Consider the following 16,162-nt stretch of genomic DNA (forward strand, 5'->3'; position numbering starts at 1 on the left):
GATGCTGGCCTTTTTTAATGCACAAAAAAACCCCTCTCGTCATGCGAGAGGGGCTGAACAGACAAAAATCGATGAGCCAGGATGGTTAAACAGAATGCACAGGACGCTTATCGATGACGCTGTCAATGAGGCCATAATCCTTGGCTTCAGTCGGAGACATAAAGAAGTCCCGATCCGTATCCAGTTGAATCTTGTCCAGAGGTTGACCGGTTCGATCAGCTAATTCATTGTTGAGACGATCTTTGAGGAAGAGAATTTCATCGGCTTGAATGCGAATATCGCTGGCTTGACCACGCGCTCCACCCAGAGGCTGGTGAATCATGATCCTGGAATGCTGCAGGCTGCTGCGCTTTCCTTTGGTGCCCGCGCACAGCAGGAAGGCTCCCATGCTGGCGGCAAGGCCGACACAGACCGTGTGCACATCGGGTTTGATGTGCTGCATGGTGTCAAAAATTCCTAGGCCGTCATACACCGAACCACCAGGTGAATTGATGTAGAGGTAAATGTCCTTTTCGGGATCCTCGGCCTCAAGAAAAAGAAGCTGAGCAACAATCCTGTTGGCCGACTCACTTGTCACAGCTTCGCCGAGGAAGATGATCCGCTCGCGCAGCAGGCGTGAGTAGATATCAAACGCCCTTTCCCCGCGCCCGGATTCCTCGATCACGATGGGGATCATGCTGAACCTGCTCACTGGAGGAATCTTAACGGCGGCAAGAGCGGCGCTATGGTTTTCACTTCAAGACAGCAGACCAAGACCTTGACTGGGTTTCCGACAATCTCTGACAGCAAGAAAGCGTTTCACACTGCCTTTCCGTATGTGATTCCTTCGCTGTACAGACGGATTGCTGATGAACTGCTGGTGGAGCTGCACCTGCTCAGCCATCAAACCAATTTCCAGGTCAACGCATTGTTTGCTGTCGGCCTGCGCCAGGTGTTTCGCGCGTTTACCAAGGGGTATCGCCCGGAAGAACAGGTCGAACCCATGTTCGCAGCTCTCTGCAGCTGCAATGGCTTCGATGCGGAGGATTTGAAGGCACTGGCGGAAGGCAGCACCAAAGCAGTGCAGGGTCACAGTGTGGAGGACGTCCAGGCATGGCTCAATGCCAAAGGTGACAAGGCTCCTGAACCACTGGCATCAGGCCTGGCTGCGCTTGGTGGCGAGAATTTTCACTACTCACGACTGATGGCTGTCGGCCTGTTCAGTCTGCTGTCAGATGCACAGGGGAGCGAAAGTGACGATCCCGAGGCACTGAGTGCAACAGCTCATGCCCTTGGCGAGCAAATTGGCCTCTCGCGCCCCCGCCTTGAAAAGGATCTCAGTCTCTATCGCAGCAACCTCGACAAGATGACCCAAGCTGTCGAGCTGATGGAAGAAACGCTGGCAGCGGAACGTCGCAAGCGGGAGCGTCAGCAAGCGGAAAAGGTCTCTCAAGGCTGAGGCGCCAACTGCAGCTCCCCGTTCATGCGCCACCAAGTCTTCTGGGTTTGCTGGCTCTGAAGCGGTTGGAGACGGAAGCGCAATACCGATGCACGTTCAACGGGTTGCGGCCAGAGACCACCAAGCAGATTTAGTTGTTTGAGTGTCTCTGGCAATACCTCCACGGTGAGGTCTGCATCACCATCGACGCCGCGTGACAAAAACGCATCGTTCGCTGGTTCAATGCCAAAACCAATGCTGAGCACATTGAACTCACCCTCACGCAACCACTGCCAGCCACCAACAAGGTCACGTTCGTCATCGTCACGACGACCCCAGAATCTTGGATCTTCTCCAGTTGCCGTTAAGGCTATTGAGGACAAACGTTCAAAGCCTGTGGATTGCATGCGCTCAGCAACGACCTGAAGCACGGTCTGCCATGCCTCACGGTCTCCATTCAGTTCCAGCTGAACCTGCAGTCCGGCTTGGTAACCACCGCTCTCACGTTGTTGCAGTCTTAAGGCGAAGGGTCGATTCGCAAGGAGCGTGCGCATGGAAGCGTTCAGGCCGTAATGCGTCTCCAAAGGAGCCTGAATGATCTGCCGAGACAGCAGTGTTCCCAGAATCAAGTCAAGGCGGCGCCCCTCAACGCTTAACAACGAGGAGGGTGACTCTGAGACCGGGCTTGCAGCAGGCAGGGTGAATCCATCTGTGATGGAGACGCGCTGGCTGACGGCACTCAGGGGACGTTCACCGATCACGCCATTCCAGCGAAGACGGTCGGATGTCAGCTGAAGCCGAATGCATCCCTCGCGACCCTGCTGGAGCAGTGGTGCCAGGGTTCCACTGAGGGAGGCAACCGCATCAGACCTCCAATACACAGACGGACCGCGATCAAGGCTGATCAGACATGAGGCCAACAGCGTGTGGGGTTGAACAACAGGCTGAACTGACGAATCGGCGTCTAAGAGTCTTTCCAGTTGCTGTCGATGCAGCGCATCAGATCCCAGCAGCACCAGCGCCCCGACCCGGTGTTGATGCACCGCGGTGAGATTGGTTGGCAATGCTGCCGCTGAAAGCACTAGATAGGCCTCTCCATCCTGAGACCAGGCTTGCCACCAGACAGAACTACCGTATCTCAGCCAAAGATCACTGGCCGGCTGAACCCCGAGACGATCGCTCCAGAGCCGTGGAGGCGTCCGTGCAGGATCACCCCTGAAGCTCTGAATCATGATCAGAGCGCGTGAGAGACGCGCCAATGCACCGACCGATGTGTCGTCATTGAATGCACGACTGGACGTGAGCTTCAAGCCCACACATCCGGCGACGAGCAAAGTTGCGATGCCCAAGGCTGTGCAACCAAATCTCAGGGCACCGAATCGAGATAATCGAAACCAGTGGCGCAGATGTTCAGCTGCGGCCACTGGTGGAACGGCGACGACGTCGGTCTTTCCACTCCACAGTGGAGAGATAGATCACTGCACCGCTGACAAACACAAGGAGCGACGCAGCAGCGATCGCGAGAACCTGATTCAAGAGAGGAGACTGAAGGGTCTCAGACACGTCAGAAGTTCAGCGTGCCGTCACCATTACGACCCCACACCACCATGGCGATCGAGAAGCTGAAACAAGCAGCCAGAGCAGCCCATCCGAGGGTGAAAAGCATTGAGGTGTCGTTGCGATGTGGGAACTTTACCTAAGGTTCAAGTCCAACACTTGCTGTTCGTTCACGAGATCACATGACTTCGTCATCAAGCGGGACCTCAACGGTTCTCGAGCGTGAACGTTCAACCCTGCGTTATCCACAGGCGAGGGTCATCGTTCTGGACGATGACATCAATACTTTTGAGCATGTGGTCGAGTGTCTCTGCAAGATCGTCCCCGGAATGAACGCAGACCGTGCCTGGGCATTGGCGCGTCGTATTGATGGAGAGGGAGCAGCTGAAGTGTGGTGTGGCCCTCTCGAACAGGCAGAGCTCTACCACCAACTACTGGGCGCCCAGGGCTTGACGATGGCTCCAGTCGAACGGTGTTGATCTAGCCACTAGGGTCTGGCGACGCTTCCGACCGTTCCGTGGGATCAGCTCGCTTTATCGCACTTTCCTTACGCCTGGGCTTGTTCCAGGCATGTCTGGGTGCGCTGTCTGTCCTCACACTGGGCATCTTCAACCGATTGCTGATCGACGAATTTGAGGTTCCTGCTGCTCTGACCGCACTTGCTCTGGGCAGTCAACAGCTCGTGGCCTTTACGCGCGTCTGGTTCGGACAACGATCGGACCGCTGTCGGTGGAGAGGACTTCGCCGAACTCCATTCATCCTTGGAGGAGCAGCGGCCTTCTGCACGCTCACCTGGGTGGCAGGGCGCACTGTGCTGTGGATCGCTGAAGCGTCGCAACAGGGCGACAGCAGCAGTGTGGTGATCAGGGGTTTAGTTCTTGCCGTGGTGTTCCTGTTGTATGGCCTCGCCATTTCGGCCAGCTCCACACCTTTCGCTGCTCTATTGGTGGATGTCAGCACCGAGAAGCAACGTCCAGCGCTGGTGTCTGTGGTCTGGTCGATGTTGATGGTGGGCATTGTGGCGGGAGCCATTCTGTTAAGTGCCTTCCTTGGATCGTCATGCGCGAGTGCCGGCATCGATGCCGTGATCAGCGGCGTGGACCGACTTGTGAGCGTGGCCCCTTGGGTGATCTTCACTCTGGTTGTGGTGTCGATTGCAGGTGTTGAACCGCGGCAGAGCAGCCAGTTGACCAATGCTGAAACAGGCAAAAGCACGGAACAGGAGATCTCTCTGGGAGCTGCTTGGCAGGTGCTTCGCTCATCACCACAAGTGGGGTATTTCTTCGCCGTGCTCTCCTTGTTCACCTTTTCACTGTTCTTGCAGGAAGCGGTGCTGGAGCCCTACGGAGGTGCGGTTTTTGGCATGGACGTTTGCACTACGACACGACTGAATGCCATCTGGGGTGTTGGCACCCTGGTGGGGATCGCCAGCACTGGTTTTTTGCTCACACCGCGGCTGGGCGCACAACGCACAGCCCTGCTGGGTGGACTGTTATCTGCATGCTTTGTGTTGGGGATCGTGGTTGCAGGAGCCTTGGACTCCGAAGCACTCTTCCGAACAGCACTGTTTCTGTTTGGTGCCGCAGCAGGGATCAGCACCAATGCAAGCCTCACCCTGATGCTGGGTCTCACGTCACCGTTGATGGCTGGAACGTTTATTGGTGTTTGGGGATTGGCGCAGGCCTATGCGCGGGGTCTGGCCACGATCAGTGGTGGCGCCCTCCTCAGTGGGTTTGGAACTTTGATGGGATCCCAGAACAGCTTCGCTGCCTATGCCGGGGTGTTCATCATTCAGGCGATCGGTCTACTGGTGGCAGGTTTGTTGTTGCTGCGCGTCGATACCAAGATGTTTCAGCGCAAAGTCGAGACAGCACTCAGCTCAATCCTTGCCAATGAACTGGACTGATCAACGACGTGATTGCTGTTGCTCAAGCCGCTGGTTGACGACTGCTGCGGGCCAATCGCAGGAGAGCTGTAGTTTTCAGACGACGGTTCTCGGCTTCGAGTACGTAGCGCAACACCTTTCCAGGGCAAAACGCCAAGCCGCGAACTTCATCACCGTGGACCTCAGCAGTCAAAACTCTGGCTTGAGGTCCACATCGGTCCTGCAGTGGACCGATCACCTCGCGGCAAAGCCTGTCAACAGATCGAAGCATGGGCGATGTGATCGCTCTCTTCTCTGTAGCCAGATCCACTAGCTTCAACCAACGCTTGTACAGAAGGTCTTCAGAAGGTCGTGGGTCGTCTGGTCATCACGCACAGCACCTACGTGGAGGGATTGATTCCCTGGCTGAAGGTTCTTGCCAGAGACCCTGAGATTCAGACCATCACACCTGGCGTCATTGCACGGGTCCGCGGACGGTGCTCTGGTCTTCAACTGCGTGTGTCTACACCCGTGTGTGGGGGGTACAAGGTCATGGCCCGACGTGGCACCACTGCACAGGAGGTGTTCGTGGTCACGCAGTTGGAACGCGATGAACTGCGCAAGCGAATTGACCATTGCAGCCCCTAGTCGAATTAGGTGTCGTTAACGGCCCATTGACATGGCACTCGGCGGCAAACTTTCGCGATTCTTCGGTTTTGACCTCTAGCCGCAAGGAGACAGCTGGATACGTTGCGCGTATCCGCAAGGTTGAGATGGAAACGATCGATCGAGAGGTGGTGAGCGTGCTTCTCTTTCAGCAATGGCTGGAAGCCACTGAACACGCCCATTGGGATGAAGCCGCGATGGCGCTCTACAAACTTCAAGCCATCGAACACGGTGAGACATTCAAGGATCTAACAATCCATGAGACTGGATCAGACACAGCCATTGGCGAGCTGAAAGCTGCGTAGAAAGCCAATCTTGCATTTGAATTGCAATGCAGTGCAAGACTTCCACATCCGAACCTGATCAACAGCTTCTAAGAGGTGAGTTGCAAAACTAATGACGCATTCACGGACGGCGATCCGTTCGAGTGCTAATAAAGAAAAATCTGCTGTGCAAAAGATGGCTGACCATCAGGAACAGACACTCACACCCCGCGAGATGGTACGCGCTCACTTGCCGATTGTGCTGGATCTGATCAAGACAGCGTCCCTCGTGGTGGTGGCCGTGAGCGGAATGTTGGTCAGCCATCACACCCATGAAATGTCATTAGAGATCAAGAGCGCGAACAATCAGACCACACCCATGATTGATCCGATGCCGTAAACCGTTGAAAACAGAATATCAAAAGAGAAGACTTTGGCTTTTGTTTGATCAATGCATCCTCGATCTCTTTGAAACAAGCATTGACAGCACCACTTCGCCGACGATGACGACTCTTATGAGAGCGTCAAAGCGCATGCCTGTAATCAAGCTCAAACCTGTCACATAGGTTTGATATTTTTTTCTACAGCCAAAATCGCAGAAGTCCCCGCTGAGGCGCTTGGCCTGAACACGATGAAAGAGGTAGATCGCAGGATATTCGCGCACTTGAACGCATTCAACATCATCCAGCGCCGCCTCCCAAAGAATCCTTTACTGCACATCAAAGGCTGCAATCTATCCGGCAAATATTGCTTCAACCAATGTCGCTTGCAAAAAACAATGATTCGCTGATTCATAATCCCCCAGCTGAGCTACCTCGTTTGGTCCGGGCAAATGCAGTGGCGCTGTGCACCACTGCAAACTGTTACTAAAAACAATTGCAGCTCCACAACTTCCAATGTCAGATGGGCACGAGAAACTCAAAGCAGCAACCACTCCTGAAGCTGCTGATGAAATCGCAAAAGAAGCAGGGTTTGCAATGCCCGCAGAAGATATTCAATCAATGCAATCGCAATCTTGAGAATTGACAGACGAGGAGCTGGAAGGTGCAGCTGGTGGCCATGTGCTCAGCTTTATCTGTCGTCAGGAGACCCCTCGGCAAGATTGTCAACTCACTACGTGAGATGGTGGAAAACTCCCAGTGGTGGTGCGAGTAGCGCGTTGCCAGAGCCGGAAGCAGCGAAGAAGTGTTTTTAGTCTCGCACTTTTAAAAGCCCCTTCGACCTCAAGCACTCTGCATTGACAGTGACCGTTGTGCGCTTGCAGGCATCGCTAACGACCTTTGCTATGAAAAGGCTGTAGCTACGTGCCCTCCAATGTCCCTAGAACAACTCAAGGCATTTATCTCCAAAGTCAGAGGAGATTCAAATCATCAGGAAAGACTAAAAGCAGCAAAGTCACCTGAAGATGTTATAGATATCACTAAAGAACATGGACATGAATTTACTGCTGATAAGATCATTCAGCTCAGCAAAAAAGTTCTAGAAACGTGTTTGGAGGTATGGATACTTCCTTCTTTGACTCGGCATGCTATGAGGACTCAAAGCCTCTGCAGTGACAGGGATTTTTTACTGCTTCAACAGCCTGATTAATCCGATCAATCAGCATTTGATATCTGGCATAATTGAGTGCATTTAATATCAATTAGTGCATTGAATGTAAGATTACAAACCAGTCTTTGAACCTGAACACAAAGCAATTTAACTACGACTGTGGTGTGTCTGCTGCACGTGGTTCTTTCTATGACAGGTGGAAGGTAAAAAACAAGCAAACTCGACCCGCATAAACACTGGCATCTCAGCTGCTTGTGTTTCCCTACAAGGCTCTGGAAGGCACCTCTAATTGATCTTAGGTGTATTGACATCATTACTGGCTAGAACGGCCTCTGAGATGATTCTGGAGCCATTGTCGAGAGACTTGTTGGATTCATGCTGATTTAGTGACTCAAAGGCTTGATTTGATGCTATGGTTTTGTGAGTTGCTTAGATTAAATGCCACTTCCCTGGCCGATTCCGTTACCTCGTCCTCTTTCCTTGGAGAACGTTGATACTTTAACTGGTACGCCAGAAGCAGATAACTTTAAACTTGAACCACCTGGGTTTGAGACACAATCTTTAGATGATGATTTCATCCCGGTGGACATAGACTTTGCAAACAATCTTATTGCTCTCGGCATTCCAACAATTGTTGATTTGTCTGAAGACACTGAGGTTGATCTTCTTGTTTATCAAGAAGCAGACGGTCCAGAGTACTTTCCTGGATTCACCGATCCTCTTGCACGATCCTACACCTTAATCGAAAACTTTGATCCTGTTGAAGATCAAATCCTTGTTGACGGTGGTAGAGGAGGTTTTATTACAATAATGAGTGATGAAAACGATATACCCATGCTCAATGATGTTATTGAGCCTTCCCTTGAGTTACCTCCATTTGAATATGATCCATTTAATCCAATAGTTGCGTTTGGTGAGTGATTAAATAAATACTTGGGAGGTCATTTGGTTTGACCTCTCATTGCTTTTTCAGAGCTGCCAAATGATTGATCTCTTGCTATGACCAGGCATTAGCTCCACGTCCTCCAATGTCAGAAGAGCAACTAAAAGCCTTTCTAGAAAAGGTCAAAGGTGACACCAGTCTTCAGGAGAAGCTCAAAGCCGCTGCTGATTCAGACGCAGTTCTTGCGATTGCAAAAGAGGCTGGGTTTAGTATTTCTGCTGATGACATGAAAAAGGCTCAATCAGAGATTGAAGACGTAGAGCTGGAAGGCGCGGCTGGAGGGCAACAGCGAAGGGGTTGTGAACCTTGCTCGACCTGGGGCTGGCATCACACTTCTACGGAATCTGCTCGAGAACCTTGCAGAATGTAGATTCTCTCAATGTTGTCTCTCTGCTGAGGGGTCTCCTCACTGCTGATGACAAATGCTAGAAATGATTTCCAGGCTTTTTTGTTGATCAAGGCGCACCTGCATTAACAGGAGCTTTTTTGCTTCAATCGTCTGACTAACCCCATCAATCAGCCTTCAATAACTGGCACCATCATTAGCTAATCGCCAGCATTAGTCTCGATAAAAAATGACAGAAATTAGAGAAGCCTATTTATACGACCATGACGAGCCACATCCCCCGTATGCCCCCCCTCTGATTCTGAGCAAGGTGGAGGGGGTGCCTAGTTGATAATTGCAGACAACCTATTTCTGCTGTCTTGGGGAGACAATATCACTCTGACTGTCACTCCAAACCATTGCAGCCGTAGAGAATATCTAGGATTGACTTAGGATTCTGGATTGGCAGCATGGTCAGATGCATTGCTATGACTAGGGACTCTGTCTTTTTTATGTCAACTCTGTCTGCACGGTAGATGAGATATCTACAGCAGTGTGGGGCACCAGTGTTCCAGAAGGACTAACCAAACTGCTCCACAAACATAGCCTTGAGCCTTTGATTGATTGATTGCTGGCGTTGATATCGATTGAGGTCTTTATTTTTTATCTCATTCTAAGACTTATTGCGTCTCACCCCCTCTTTATTGTTCCGATCTGTCTCGGCTCTCTCTAAATATGCTGATTCCGACCGAGACCAAACAACAAACTATCTGCAAAGAGCTTCAGGAGCTTCAAGACCTGTAGGAGACCAGTGGCAAGTCCCTCAGCCAACTCGCTGGAGAGCTTTTCATTGATGGTCTGAATGCAAGGAGAGTCAGCAACCCTGACGCTTCTGCTGTGGACCTTCTGAAGCGTGCTCTGGTGATGCTGGAAGCGTCTTGAGTGTGTGGCAACTGTGTAGCAATTGCCCATTCAACCGATATTCGCCATTCCTTCTAAATCCCAGTCTCTGACTAGGATTTTGAATAGGTGGACCCCTTGACCGTGCGAGCCCCAGTGTTCGACCTGGAGTTACCAGAAGGGGCAACAAAGTGGGGATTCGTTTCCGGCTACGAGGCCGGTTTACGGCACCATCACGACAGTCGCCCCAAGTCGAAAGAGAGTCAGATCAGAGCACTAGAGAAAGGCTGTCACCAATCAGGGAGTCCTTGTTCAATTTAGAGGATTCGGCCAGACCGACCGAATGTTTGTCAGCACGTCTCTGGCTTCACCATCACGAGCATCAGCATCAGGTTGCTGAAGCAGCACGGTGACATGGCCCATCTTGCGACCCGGCATTTCCTCCTTTCCATACCAGTGGAGATGTGAACCAGGAATGGTCTGCAAAGCCGTCAGCCGCTCGTCAAGTGGAAGCTCAGCATCCGATCCAAGGCCAAGCAAGTTGACCATCAGAGCACCAGGAGCCACCAGCTCCGTTGAAGGAACGGGCAAACCGGCAGTGATGCACAACTGTTGATCGAACTGACTGCTATTGCAAGCTTCGATGGAGAAATGGCCCGAATTGTGCGTGCGAGGGGCTACTTCATTCACCATCAAACCTTGCGGTCCATAGAAGTATTCCAGTGCCATCACACCCACGTAATTCAGATGCGTGAGCAGAGAGGCTGCGATGTTGTATGCAGTGGCCTCCAGCAGTTGATCCGCCGGTGCAGGGGCCAGAACCCAGTCACAGACCTGGCTGCTCTGATGCGTTTCAACCAAAGGGAACGAACGAATCCGACCCTGTTGATCCCTGCTCAACACCAGAGCAAGTTCACGGTCGTATGGCACCCAGGCTTCAAGCAACCAGTCCTTGGCAACAACGCTGCTGAGCAGCTCGCTTAAAGCAAGACGATCCTTGATCACACGGGTGCCCTTGCCGTCATAACCGCCATGGCCTGCCTTGGCCATCACGGGGAACCGCCAATCGTCCGGCAGTGCCAACGTTTTTAGGTCAATCTCATCCAAGCCAACCCAATCAGGACTAGGTAGATCAAGGTCATCCAGCAAGCGACGCTGCGACAACTTGTTGACCAGAGGCTTCAGGCTCTGGATTGATGGCTTGAACAACACACCATCCTGCTCAAGACTCTGCAAAGCCTCAACAGGAATCCATTCATTTTCGAAGGTGATGCCGCTGCAGCAACCAGCCAGTGATGCAGTGGCTATGGCATCGGTTGGAGCACCGATGACCTGATGCTGCGCAGAAGCTGCGGCAGGGTCTTGATCAGACGCACTCTGAATAGCAACTGGAATCCCTCTGGCTTGACCTGCCTCACAGAGCATCAAGGCGAGCTGACCACCTCCGACGACCCCGATTGTGCCGGCATCATTCGGCATCACCTTGGACCTACTTCAACCAAAAGCTTGCCATCCAGCCAGCGTCAACGGGGCTCAAATCAGTGATCGATCGTCACTAAGGCCGTAGCGAATGGCCGTCAACAACAACACGATCAAAAACAGCGCCAGACCAACAGTGCAGGCGTAACTGATTTCAAGCTCTGCAAAAGCCTGGTCGTAGACGTAATAGACGAGTGTTCGTGTGGAATCTGCCGGCCCTCCTTGCGTCATTAAAAACACCTCTTCAAACACCTTGGTAGCTGCAATGGCAGAGATCACGGCCACAAGGGTGAGGTAAGGGCGCAACAAAGGCAGCGTGATGTCTGCATGTTTTCTCCAGCCCTCACTGCCATCCAGTTCAGCCGCTTCATAGAGCTCTTTCGGGATGCCCTGCAGGCCTCCCAGAAAAATCACCATGTAGTAGCCAAGTCCTTTCCAAAGGGTCACCAACATCACCGATGGAAGAGCCAGAAATGGACTGGTGAGAAAGTCGATGGACACAAATCCCGAACCAATCAGTGCCCCCAACCAACCGTTGATCAGACCGTTTTCGGCATACAGCCAGCGAAAGGCGATGGCCGCCACCACGATCGACACCAAGACAGGGGTATAGAAAGCGGCCCTAAGCCAGTGAATCCCTGGCAGCACTTGATTCACCAGCACAGCCAGCACCAAGGCACCCAGCACAATCGGCGGCACCACCCCAAACAGATAGATCAGCGTGGTGCCCAGCACGCGGTAAAACATCGGATCGCCGATGAGTCGACGCACATTGGCCAGACCAATGAACTGCAATGGCTCTGAAACGTCCAAGCCCGTCTGCGTGAAACTCATCAGCAGAGCCATGCCAGCTGGGATCAGCACAGAAAGGCTCAGCAGGATCAACGCCGGAGTGAGAAAAGCCCAAGCGGTCAGACTGGCGCGAGCATCAGGCCTGGAGACGGGCTTCATCAGACTCAGGACACCTGCGGCTGAGGATAGGGTCAGTCGATCAGAACAACTGCGGATTGAATCCGCAGCCACGGCCCATGAGCACCACAGCGGAGGGAATGGCATTGCAGGAGCGCACGCGCATCAACGTGCCACTCGAGCGCAACCCTTATGAAGTGGTGATTGGGGAGGGCATGGTCGGCGCCATTGGCGAAACGCTCTCTGCCATGGACGTCCGCAAGGGAACCAAAGTGCTGGTGGTCAGCAATCCCGATGTTGCCGGTCCCTACGGAGACAGCTGCCTGAACAGTCTGCGCACAGCAGGCTTTGATCCTGTGCTGCTACAGATCGAGGCTGGAGAGGAAGGCAAAACGCTGCAGACCCTGAGCCAGATTCTTGATCAAGCCCAGCAGGAAGGGCTGGAACGCACGTCAATGATGTTGGCCCTTGGCGGCGGAGTCGTGGGCGACATGACGGGCTTTGCCGCTGCCTGCTGGTTGCGCGGCGTGGGAGTGATCCAAATGCCCACCACACTGCTGGCCATGGTGGATGCTTCTATCGGTGGCAAAACCGGCGTCAACCATCCCAAAGGGAAGAACCTGATCGGTGCTTTTCATCAGCCAAGGCTCGTGGCCATTGATCCGAACACCCTGAAAACACTGCCGGTGCGTGAATTCAGAGCCGGTATGGCAGAAGTAATCAAGTACGGCGTCATCGGCGACCCGGACCTGTTCACCAGCATGGAAGAGGCAGTGAATCTGTCAGACCCGGCTGCGATGCCGGCAGCCATGCTGCACAACATCCTGGTGCGTTCGGCCCAGGCCAAAGCCGCCGTTGTGGCTGCGGATGAGCGTGAAAGCGGCCGTCGCGCCATCCTCAACTACGGCCACACCTTCGGCCATGTGGTGGAGACCCTGACCGGATATGGAACCTGGCTCCATGGAGAAGCCGTGGCAATCGGCATGGTTGCGGTGGGACGCTTGGCTGTGTTGAAGGGACTATGGAGCGAATCGGATCAGATGCGTCAGGTGCGTTTGATCGAAAAAGCCGGTCTCCCCACGGCCTGGCCCACCCTTGACGAGGATGCGGTGCTGACCACGCTTCGTGGTGACAAAAAAGTCCGTCACGGAAGGCTGCGATTTGTGCTCCCCACCCGCATCGGTGAGGTGGTGATCCGTGATGACATCAACGACAACGATGTGAAGGAGTGCCTGGCGGCTCTGGCCTGATCAGCCGGGCTCCCGCAGAAAACGGCTGGGAGTTGCCATCAGCGGCCCATCGTGATCCGCATCGCGTTCAAAAGCCAGCCAACGCAACTCCCCCAGACAACTGGGATCCACAAGACGCAGCAGCGCCTCACGTCGACGCAAGGCCTCATCCAGCTGATGTCCTGGTAATTGCTGCAGCGCAGTGAACCGCTCTGAAAGGCCTAGCGCCAGCAGGGCCTCTCCTTGCCGACACTGACCGACCGGTGTCCAGCCCGTTGCCTTCGCAGAGTCCAGAAGAGTTTCAAGGCACAGATGTGCCGTGATGTCCTGTTCACCGGCATGACGCAGAACATCCCCTGTGGCTTGCTGTTGGCGATAGGCCGTCAGAGTTCCATCCGGACGTCTGGCGGAGTAGTAACGACTTGCCTCCATTGCATAGTCAACCACCAGCAGCATGCCGGCCTGTATGGCATCACTGGCCTGACGAAGCCAAGGCTCCACCGCGTGATGCCATTCCGTGGCCCATCCGTTGTCAACACCCATCGGAGGGAGTTGCAATCCAGTCCGCTGCGCTTGCTGCTGGATCTGCGTCGCCAACGCCTCCGGCAAAGGACCATCGGCCCATACAAGTGATCCCGGGCCTTGATCGGATGGCTGCAGCTTCACCAGCTGACGCTGCAACGCGCCGTTGCGGACGATCAAGCGCTCGACCGGAAATGCATCCAGCAACTCATGAGCAATCACAGTGCCGACCAAGGGGGCTGCACGGAGATCCTCCAAGGCACTCCAGCGGCAGGGAATGGGGTGGTCGCTGCTCAGCAGGCTGCGCTGACGCGCCTCCATACCGGGATTTAATTCCACCAGCACGCATTCCAGCCTGCCGATCAGATCCGGAGCCTCAGCTGCTAAGTGAGGCCTCAGCTGGTCCATGAGATGCCCTTCACCCGGGCCGACATCCACCACGGACAGCAGCTGATCAGGATGGCGACGCGCCAAGACCTTCAGCCACTCGATCAGTTGCAGGGCCAGAAGTGCGCTGAAGTCATCACCAAGGGAGGGGGACGTGACGAAATCGCCATCCGTTCCAACGCGCAGATGGCCGGATCCGTAGGCCCCATGTTCAGGGTCATGAAGGGCCCATTCCATGAAGGTGGAAAGGGGAACCTGGGAGCCATGGAACTTCAACCTCTGCTGCATCCAGTCGGGGCAGGGCACATCGGAGGCCTTCATGTGGTGAGAATGGCGAGCACTCGCACACGATCATGGGTCTCCAAGCCATCTCGCGCGGCATGAAGGCTGTGCTGAGTCTTTCGGTTCTGCTGTTGCTGTTCGCTGCACCGGCTCTGGCCATCGACAACCCGGAACTGCTGCCGGATCACCCAACACCGGTGATTGACCTGGCAAAAGCCCTCAGCGACACCCAGCGTCAATCCCTGGAGACCTCCCTCGATGCCTTTGAGGACCGCAGTGGCTGGAAGCTGCGGGTCTTGACCCAGTACGAACGCACACCCGGCCGGGCGGTGAAGGAATTCTGGGGATTGGATGAACGCAGCTTGCTGCTGGTGGCCGATCCCCGCGGCGGCAATCTGCTGAATTTCAACGTGGGCGACGCCTTCTTCGCGTTGATGCCGCGCACTTGGTGGGTCGAATTGCAGACGCGCTACGGCAATCAGTACTACGTGAAGGACCACGGCGAAGACGGCGCAATCCTTGCGGCCCTGGATGCCGTTGAACTCTGTCTCGACCGCGGAGGATGCCAGGTCGTTCCAGGCCTGCCGACCGAACAATGGCTCTGGACGCTGACCACATCGGTTGTGGGTGGTCTGATCGCGGGCTTTGCCGCCTATCCGCGCAAGGAAGGCGAGAAGATCGCCTGGGCCTGGCTGTTGCTGCTGTCTCCTCTCTGGGTGATGTTGTTTGGTGTGTTTGGCGTCGCACCGGTCGTGACGCGCACCAGTGAGCTGCTGCCACTGATCCGCAATGGCATGGGATTCCTGGGAGGTGGCATTGCTGCTTATCTGATTGCTCAGGCCACGGTCGGGCGGAAACTCAATGAATCCAACAGCGAAAGCTGATTCGACATTGTCCAAAGCAACGGGATGCCAAATGGCATCGCGAAATATTCAGGGCATGCCGCAGAGAATGGTCGGTCCGGTGCAAACGGGAGCTTTCGGAGCACCATCGGTGGGCGCATCACCATTGCGCGCTGCGGCAAGGTCCGCACGACGCTGATCTCGAATTTGCCGCAGCTGCACCAAGTTGAGGTTGTAGAAACCACGCAGATTGTCGAACTGCTTCACAGGCTGCCCGTAGTAGCTGCGACCCCTCAAGGTTGGGAACGATGCCCATTCCGGGGCAAGCATGGCCGCGAGCTGCGGGGACATCACACCCGTGTCAGTCATGCTGAGGGCCTTGCGGCGCTGGATTAAAAACAACGCTCCCTGATCCTGCACTTCGGGGCCGAAGCCGCGAACGCCGATGCTGCGCTTCACCAGATCCCAGGTGAAAGGCATGAACTGATAAGCCCCCGCAGCAGCACTCGCATAACGGGAGGAATAAATCACCCGATCGGGATGGCGATCCATGCTGGCCATCAGGCCACCGCCGAACATCACCCGATAGCCCACGTCAAGACCGTTTTTCCAGGTGCCTTCGGCAAAACGAATGGTGTTGAGCATCGCGCGACGCTCTGGGGTGATGATGTAAGGAAGCGCAGAGACCTGGACTTCCTCTTCCAGCTGAACCAGCTTGGAACGCGACTCGATCGAGGGGAGAACCGCATGCACCGGAGCGGTGATGGATGCGGCGAGTGGAACAACGCTTGCAACAGCGCCTGCAAAACGACAGACGTTTAGAGCAAGTGAAGTCATAAAAAGCTCATAAGGAACAAAATCACTGCAGGAATGCACCGATGAAATGAATTCAGAGAAGTGATTCGGTGGATTCAATGAATCCGGTATGCAAAAAGCACGCGCAAACTGTGTCGAACTGCGGCTGCACATCACAGACGAGGTGTGACACACGCAAAATCGGCACGAGCAGAGAACATTCTTTGTTCG

General features: G+C 54.3%; 22 protein-coding genes and 1 other RNA gene. 12 read left to right on the forward strand and 11 right to left on the reverse strand.

Annotated elements, in window-relative coordinates:
• Nucleotides 1-85: 85 nt before the first annotated feature.
• Nucleotides 86-676, reverse strand: coding sequence for an ATP-dependent Clp endopeptidase proteolytic subunit ClpP (gene clpP, locus SynNOUM97013_RS06835; RefSeq protein ID WP_186479074.1), 591 nt, complete (start codon nucleotides 674-676; stop codon nucleotides 86-88).
• 81 nt (nucleotides 677-757) lie between these two features.
• On the opposite strand from clpP, the gene psb29 reads away from it, so the two are divergent.
• On the forward strand, nucleotides 758-1,438 hold the full coding sequence (psb29, locus tag SynNOUM97013_RS06840; RefSeq protein ID WP_255442610.1) for a photosystem II biogenesis protein Psp29: 681 nt from the start codon (nucleotides 758-760) through the stop codon (nucleotides 1,436-1,438).
• Here psb29 and SynNOUM97013_RS06845 read toward each other — a convergent pair.
• From SynNOUM97013_RS06845 to petN, 3 genes are all read right to left on the reverse strand, one after another.
• Nucleotides 1,429-2,727 carry a hypothetical protein gene (locus SynNOUM97013_RS06845; RefSeq protein ID WP_222929814.1) on the reverse strand — a complete coding sequence of 433 codons (1,299 nt, stop codon included), beginning with the start codon at nucleotides 2,725-2,727 and terminating at the stop codon, nucleotides 1,429-1,431. The two genes, psb29 and SynNOUM97013_RS06845, sit on opposite strands and share 10 nt — an antisense overlap.
• A 100-nt stretch (nucleotides 2,728-2,827) precedes the next feature.
• Entirely contained in the window at nucleotides 2,828-2,980 is a 153-nt protein-coding gene (locus SynNOUM97013_RS06850) for a hypothetical protein (protein ID WP_186479077.1), read from the reverse strand.
• A 1-nt stretch (nucleotide 2,981) separates the two neighbouring features.
• Complete coding sequence (petN, locus tag SynNOUM97013_RS06855; RefSeq protein WP_186468733.1) at nucleotides 2,982-3,083, reverse strand: cytochrome b6-f complex subunit PetN; 102 nt, start codon at nucleotides 3,081-3,083, stop codon at nucleotides 2,982-2,984.
• 73 nt (nucleotides 3,084-3,156) lie between these two features.
• Between petN and clpS the strand changes: the two genes are divergently transcribed.
• Nucleotides 3,157-3,453, forward strand: coding sequence for an ATP-dependent Clp protease adapter ClpS (gene clpS, locus SynNOUM97013_RS06860; protein WP_186479078.1), 297 nt, complete (start codon nucleotides 3,157-3,159; stop codon nucleotides 3,451-3,453).
• A 38-nt stretch (nucleotides 3,454-3,491) separates the two neighbouring features.
• Nucleotides 3,492-4,880: a BCD family MFS transporter gene (locus SynNOUM97013_RS06865; protein WP_186479079.1), complete on the forward strand. Its 1,389-nt coding sequence runs from the start codon at nucleotides 3,492-3,494 to the stop codon at nucleotides 4,878-4,880.
• Between the two features lie 22 nt (nucleotides 4,881-4,902).
• Here SynNOUM97013_RS06865 and SynNOUM97013_RS06870 read toward each other — a convergent pair whose 3' ends face one another.
• A complete protein-coding gene (locus tag SynNOUM97013_RS06870; RefSeq protein WP_186479080.1) occupies nucleotides 4,903-5,130 on the reverse strand; it encodes a hypothetical protein in 228 nt (75 codons plus the stop codon).
• 80 nt (nucleotides 5,131-5,210) lie between these two features.
• Here SynNOUM97013_RS06870 and SynNOUM97013_RS06875 point away from each other — a divergent pair, with 80 nt between their 5' ends.
• The 3 genes from SynNOUM97013_RS06875 to SynNOUM97013_RS06885 all read left to right on the forward strand — a co-directional run bounded on the left by SynNOUM97013_RS06875 (nucleotide 5,211) and on the right by SynNOUM97013_RS06885 (nucleotide 6,167).
• Nucleotides 5,211-5,486, forward strand: a complete 276-nt coding sequence (locus SynNOUM97013_RS06875; protein ID WP_186479081.1) for a DUF2103 domain-containing protein — start codon at nucleotides 5,211-5,213, stop codon at nucleotides 5,484-5,486.
• Nucleotides 5,487-5,611: 125 nt separating this feature from the next.
• Entirely contained in the window at nucleotides 5,612-5,809 is a 198-nt protein-coding gene (locus tag SynNOUM97013_RS06880) for a hypothetical protein (RefSeq protein ID WP_186479082.1), read from the forward strand.
• A gap of 154 nt (nucleotides 5,810-5,963) precedes the next feature.
• Nucleotides 5,964-6,167, forward strand: a complete 204-nt coding sequence (locus tag SynNOUM97013_RS06885; RefSeq protein ID WP_186479083.1) for a hypothetical protein — start codon at nucleotides 5,964-5,966, stop codon at nucleotides 6,165-6,167.
• A gap of 48 nt (nucleotides 6,168-6,215) precedes the next feature.
• On the opposite strand, the gene SynNOUM97013_RS06890 is transcribed toward SynNOUM97013_RS06885, so the two are convergent.
• A complete protein-coding gene (locus SynNOUM97013_RS06890) occupies nucleotides 6,216-6,431 on the reverse strand; it encodes a hypothetical protein (protein ID WP_186479084.1) in 216 nt (71 codons plus the stop codon).
• A gap of 232 nt (nucleotides 6,432-6,663) precedes the next feature.
• Between SynNOUM97013_RS06890 and SynNOUM97013_RS13755 the strand changes: the two genes are divergently transcribed.
• From SynNOUM97013_RS13755 to SynNOUM97013_RS06905, 4 genes are all read left to right on the forward strand, one after another.
• A complete protein-coding gene (locus SynNOUM97013_RS13755; RefSeq protein ID WP_255442612.1) occupies nucleotides 6,664-6,786 on the forward strand; it encodes a Nif11 family protein in 123 nt (40 codons plus the stop codon).
• 295 nt (nucleotides 6,787-7,081) lie between these two features.
• Nucleotides 7,082-7,357: a Nif11-like leader peptide family natural product precursor gene (locus tag SynNOUM97013_RS06895; protein ID WP_186479085.1), complete on the forward strand. Its 276-nt coding sequence runs from the start codon at nucleotides 7,082-7,084 to the stop codon at nucleotides 7,355-7,357.
• A 399-nt stretch (nucleotides 7,358-7,756) separates the two neighbouring features.
• Entirely contained in the window at nucleotides 7,757-8,239 is a 483-nt protein-coding gene (locus SynNOUM97013_RS06900; protein ID WP_186479086.1) for a hypothetical protein, read from the forward strand.
• Nucleotides 8,240-8,346: 107 nt separating this feature from the next.
• The gene (locus tag SynNOUM97013_RS06905) at nucleotides 8,347-8,631 is read left to right on the forward strand and encodes a Nif11-like leader peptide family natural product precursor (protein ID WP_186479087.1); all 285 of its coding nucleotides are present in this window, start codon (nucleotides 8,347-8,349) and stop codon (nucleotides 8,629-8,631) included.
• 982 nt (nucleotides 8,632-9,613) lie between these two features.
• Here SynNOUM97013_RS06905 and ssrS read toward each other — a convergent pair.
• The 3 genes from ssrS to SynNOUM97013_RS06920 all read right to left on the reverse strand — a co-directional run bounded on the left by ssrS (nucleotide 9,614) and on the right by SynNOUM97013_RS06920 (nucleotide 11,916).
• A non-coding RNA gene (gene ssrS / locus SynNOUM97013_RS06910) (6S RNA) lies at nucleotides 9,614-9,797 on the reverse strand.
• 1 nt (nucleotide 9,798) lies between these two features.
• A complete protein-coding gene (locus SynNOUM97013_RS06915; RefSeq protein WP_186479088.1) occupies nucleotides 9,799-10,965 on the reverse strand; it encodes a 5-(carboxyamino)imidazole ribonucleotide synthase in 1,167 nt (388 codons plus the stop codon).
• Between the two features lie 54 nt (nucleotides 10,966-11,019).
• Nucleotides 11,020-11,916 carry a carbohydrate ABC transporter permease gene (locus SynNOUM97013_RS06920; RefSeq protein WP_186479089.1) on the reverse strand — a complete coding sequence of 299 codons (897 nt, stop codon included), beginning with the start codon at nucleotides 11,914-11,916 and terminating at the stop codon, nucleotides 11,020-11,022.
• A 98-nt stretch (nucleotides 11,917-12,014) separates the two neighbouring features.
• Here SynNOUM97013_RS06920 and aroB point away from each other — a divergent pair, with 98 nt between their 5' ends.
• A complete protein-coding gene (aroB, locus tag SynNOUM97013_RS06925) occupies nucleotides 12,015-13,124 on the forward strand; it encodes a 3-dehydroquinate synthase (protein WP_255443084.1) in 1,110 nt (369 codons plus the stop codon).
• Here the strand turns inward: aroB and SynNOUM97013_RS06930 are convergent, their stop codons facing one another.
• Nucleotides 13,125-14,333, reverse strand: a complete 1,209-nt coding sequence (locus SynNOUM97013_RS06930; RefSeq protein WP_186479091.1) for a class I SAM-dependent methyltransferase — start codon at nucleotides 14,331-14,333, stop codon at nucleotides 13,125-13,127.
• A gap of 59 nt (nucleotides 14,334-14,392) precedes the next feature.
• Between SynNOUM97013_RS06930 and SynNOUM97013_RS06935 the strand changes: the two genes are divergently transcribed.
• Nucleotides 14,393-15,178: a TPM domain-containing protein gene (locus tag SynNOUM97013_RS06935; protein ID WP_186481488.1), complete on the forward strand. Its 786-nt coding sequence runs from the start codon at nucleotides 14,393-14,395 to the stop codon at nucleotides 15,176-15,178.
• 48 nt (nucleotides 15,179-15,226) lie between these two features.
• Here the strand turns inward: SynNOUM97013_RS06935 and SynNOUM97013_RS06940 are convergent, their stop codons facing one another.
• Nucleotides 15,227-15,973: a glycoside hydrolase family 104 protein gene (locus SynNOUM97013_RS06940; protein WP_186479092.1), complete on the reverse strand. Its 747-nt coding sequence runs from the start codon at nucleotides 15,971-15,973 to the stop codon at nucleotides 15,227-15,229.
• Between the last annotated feature and the right edge of the window lie 189 nt (nucleotides 15,974-16,162).

Origin of the sequence: Synechococcus sp. NOUM97013, from assembly GCF_014279815.1 — a bacterium.
In the GTDB taxonomy this organism is placed as follows: domain Bacteria; phylum Cyanobacteriota; class Cyanobacteriia; order PCC-6307; family Cyanobiaceae; genus Synechococcus_C.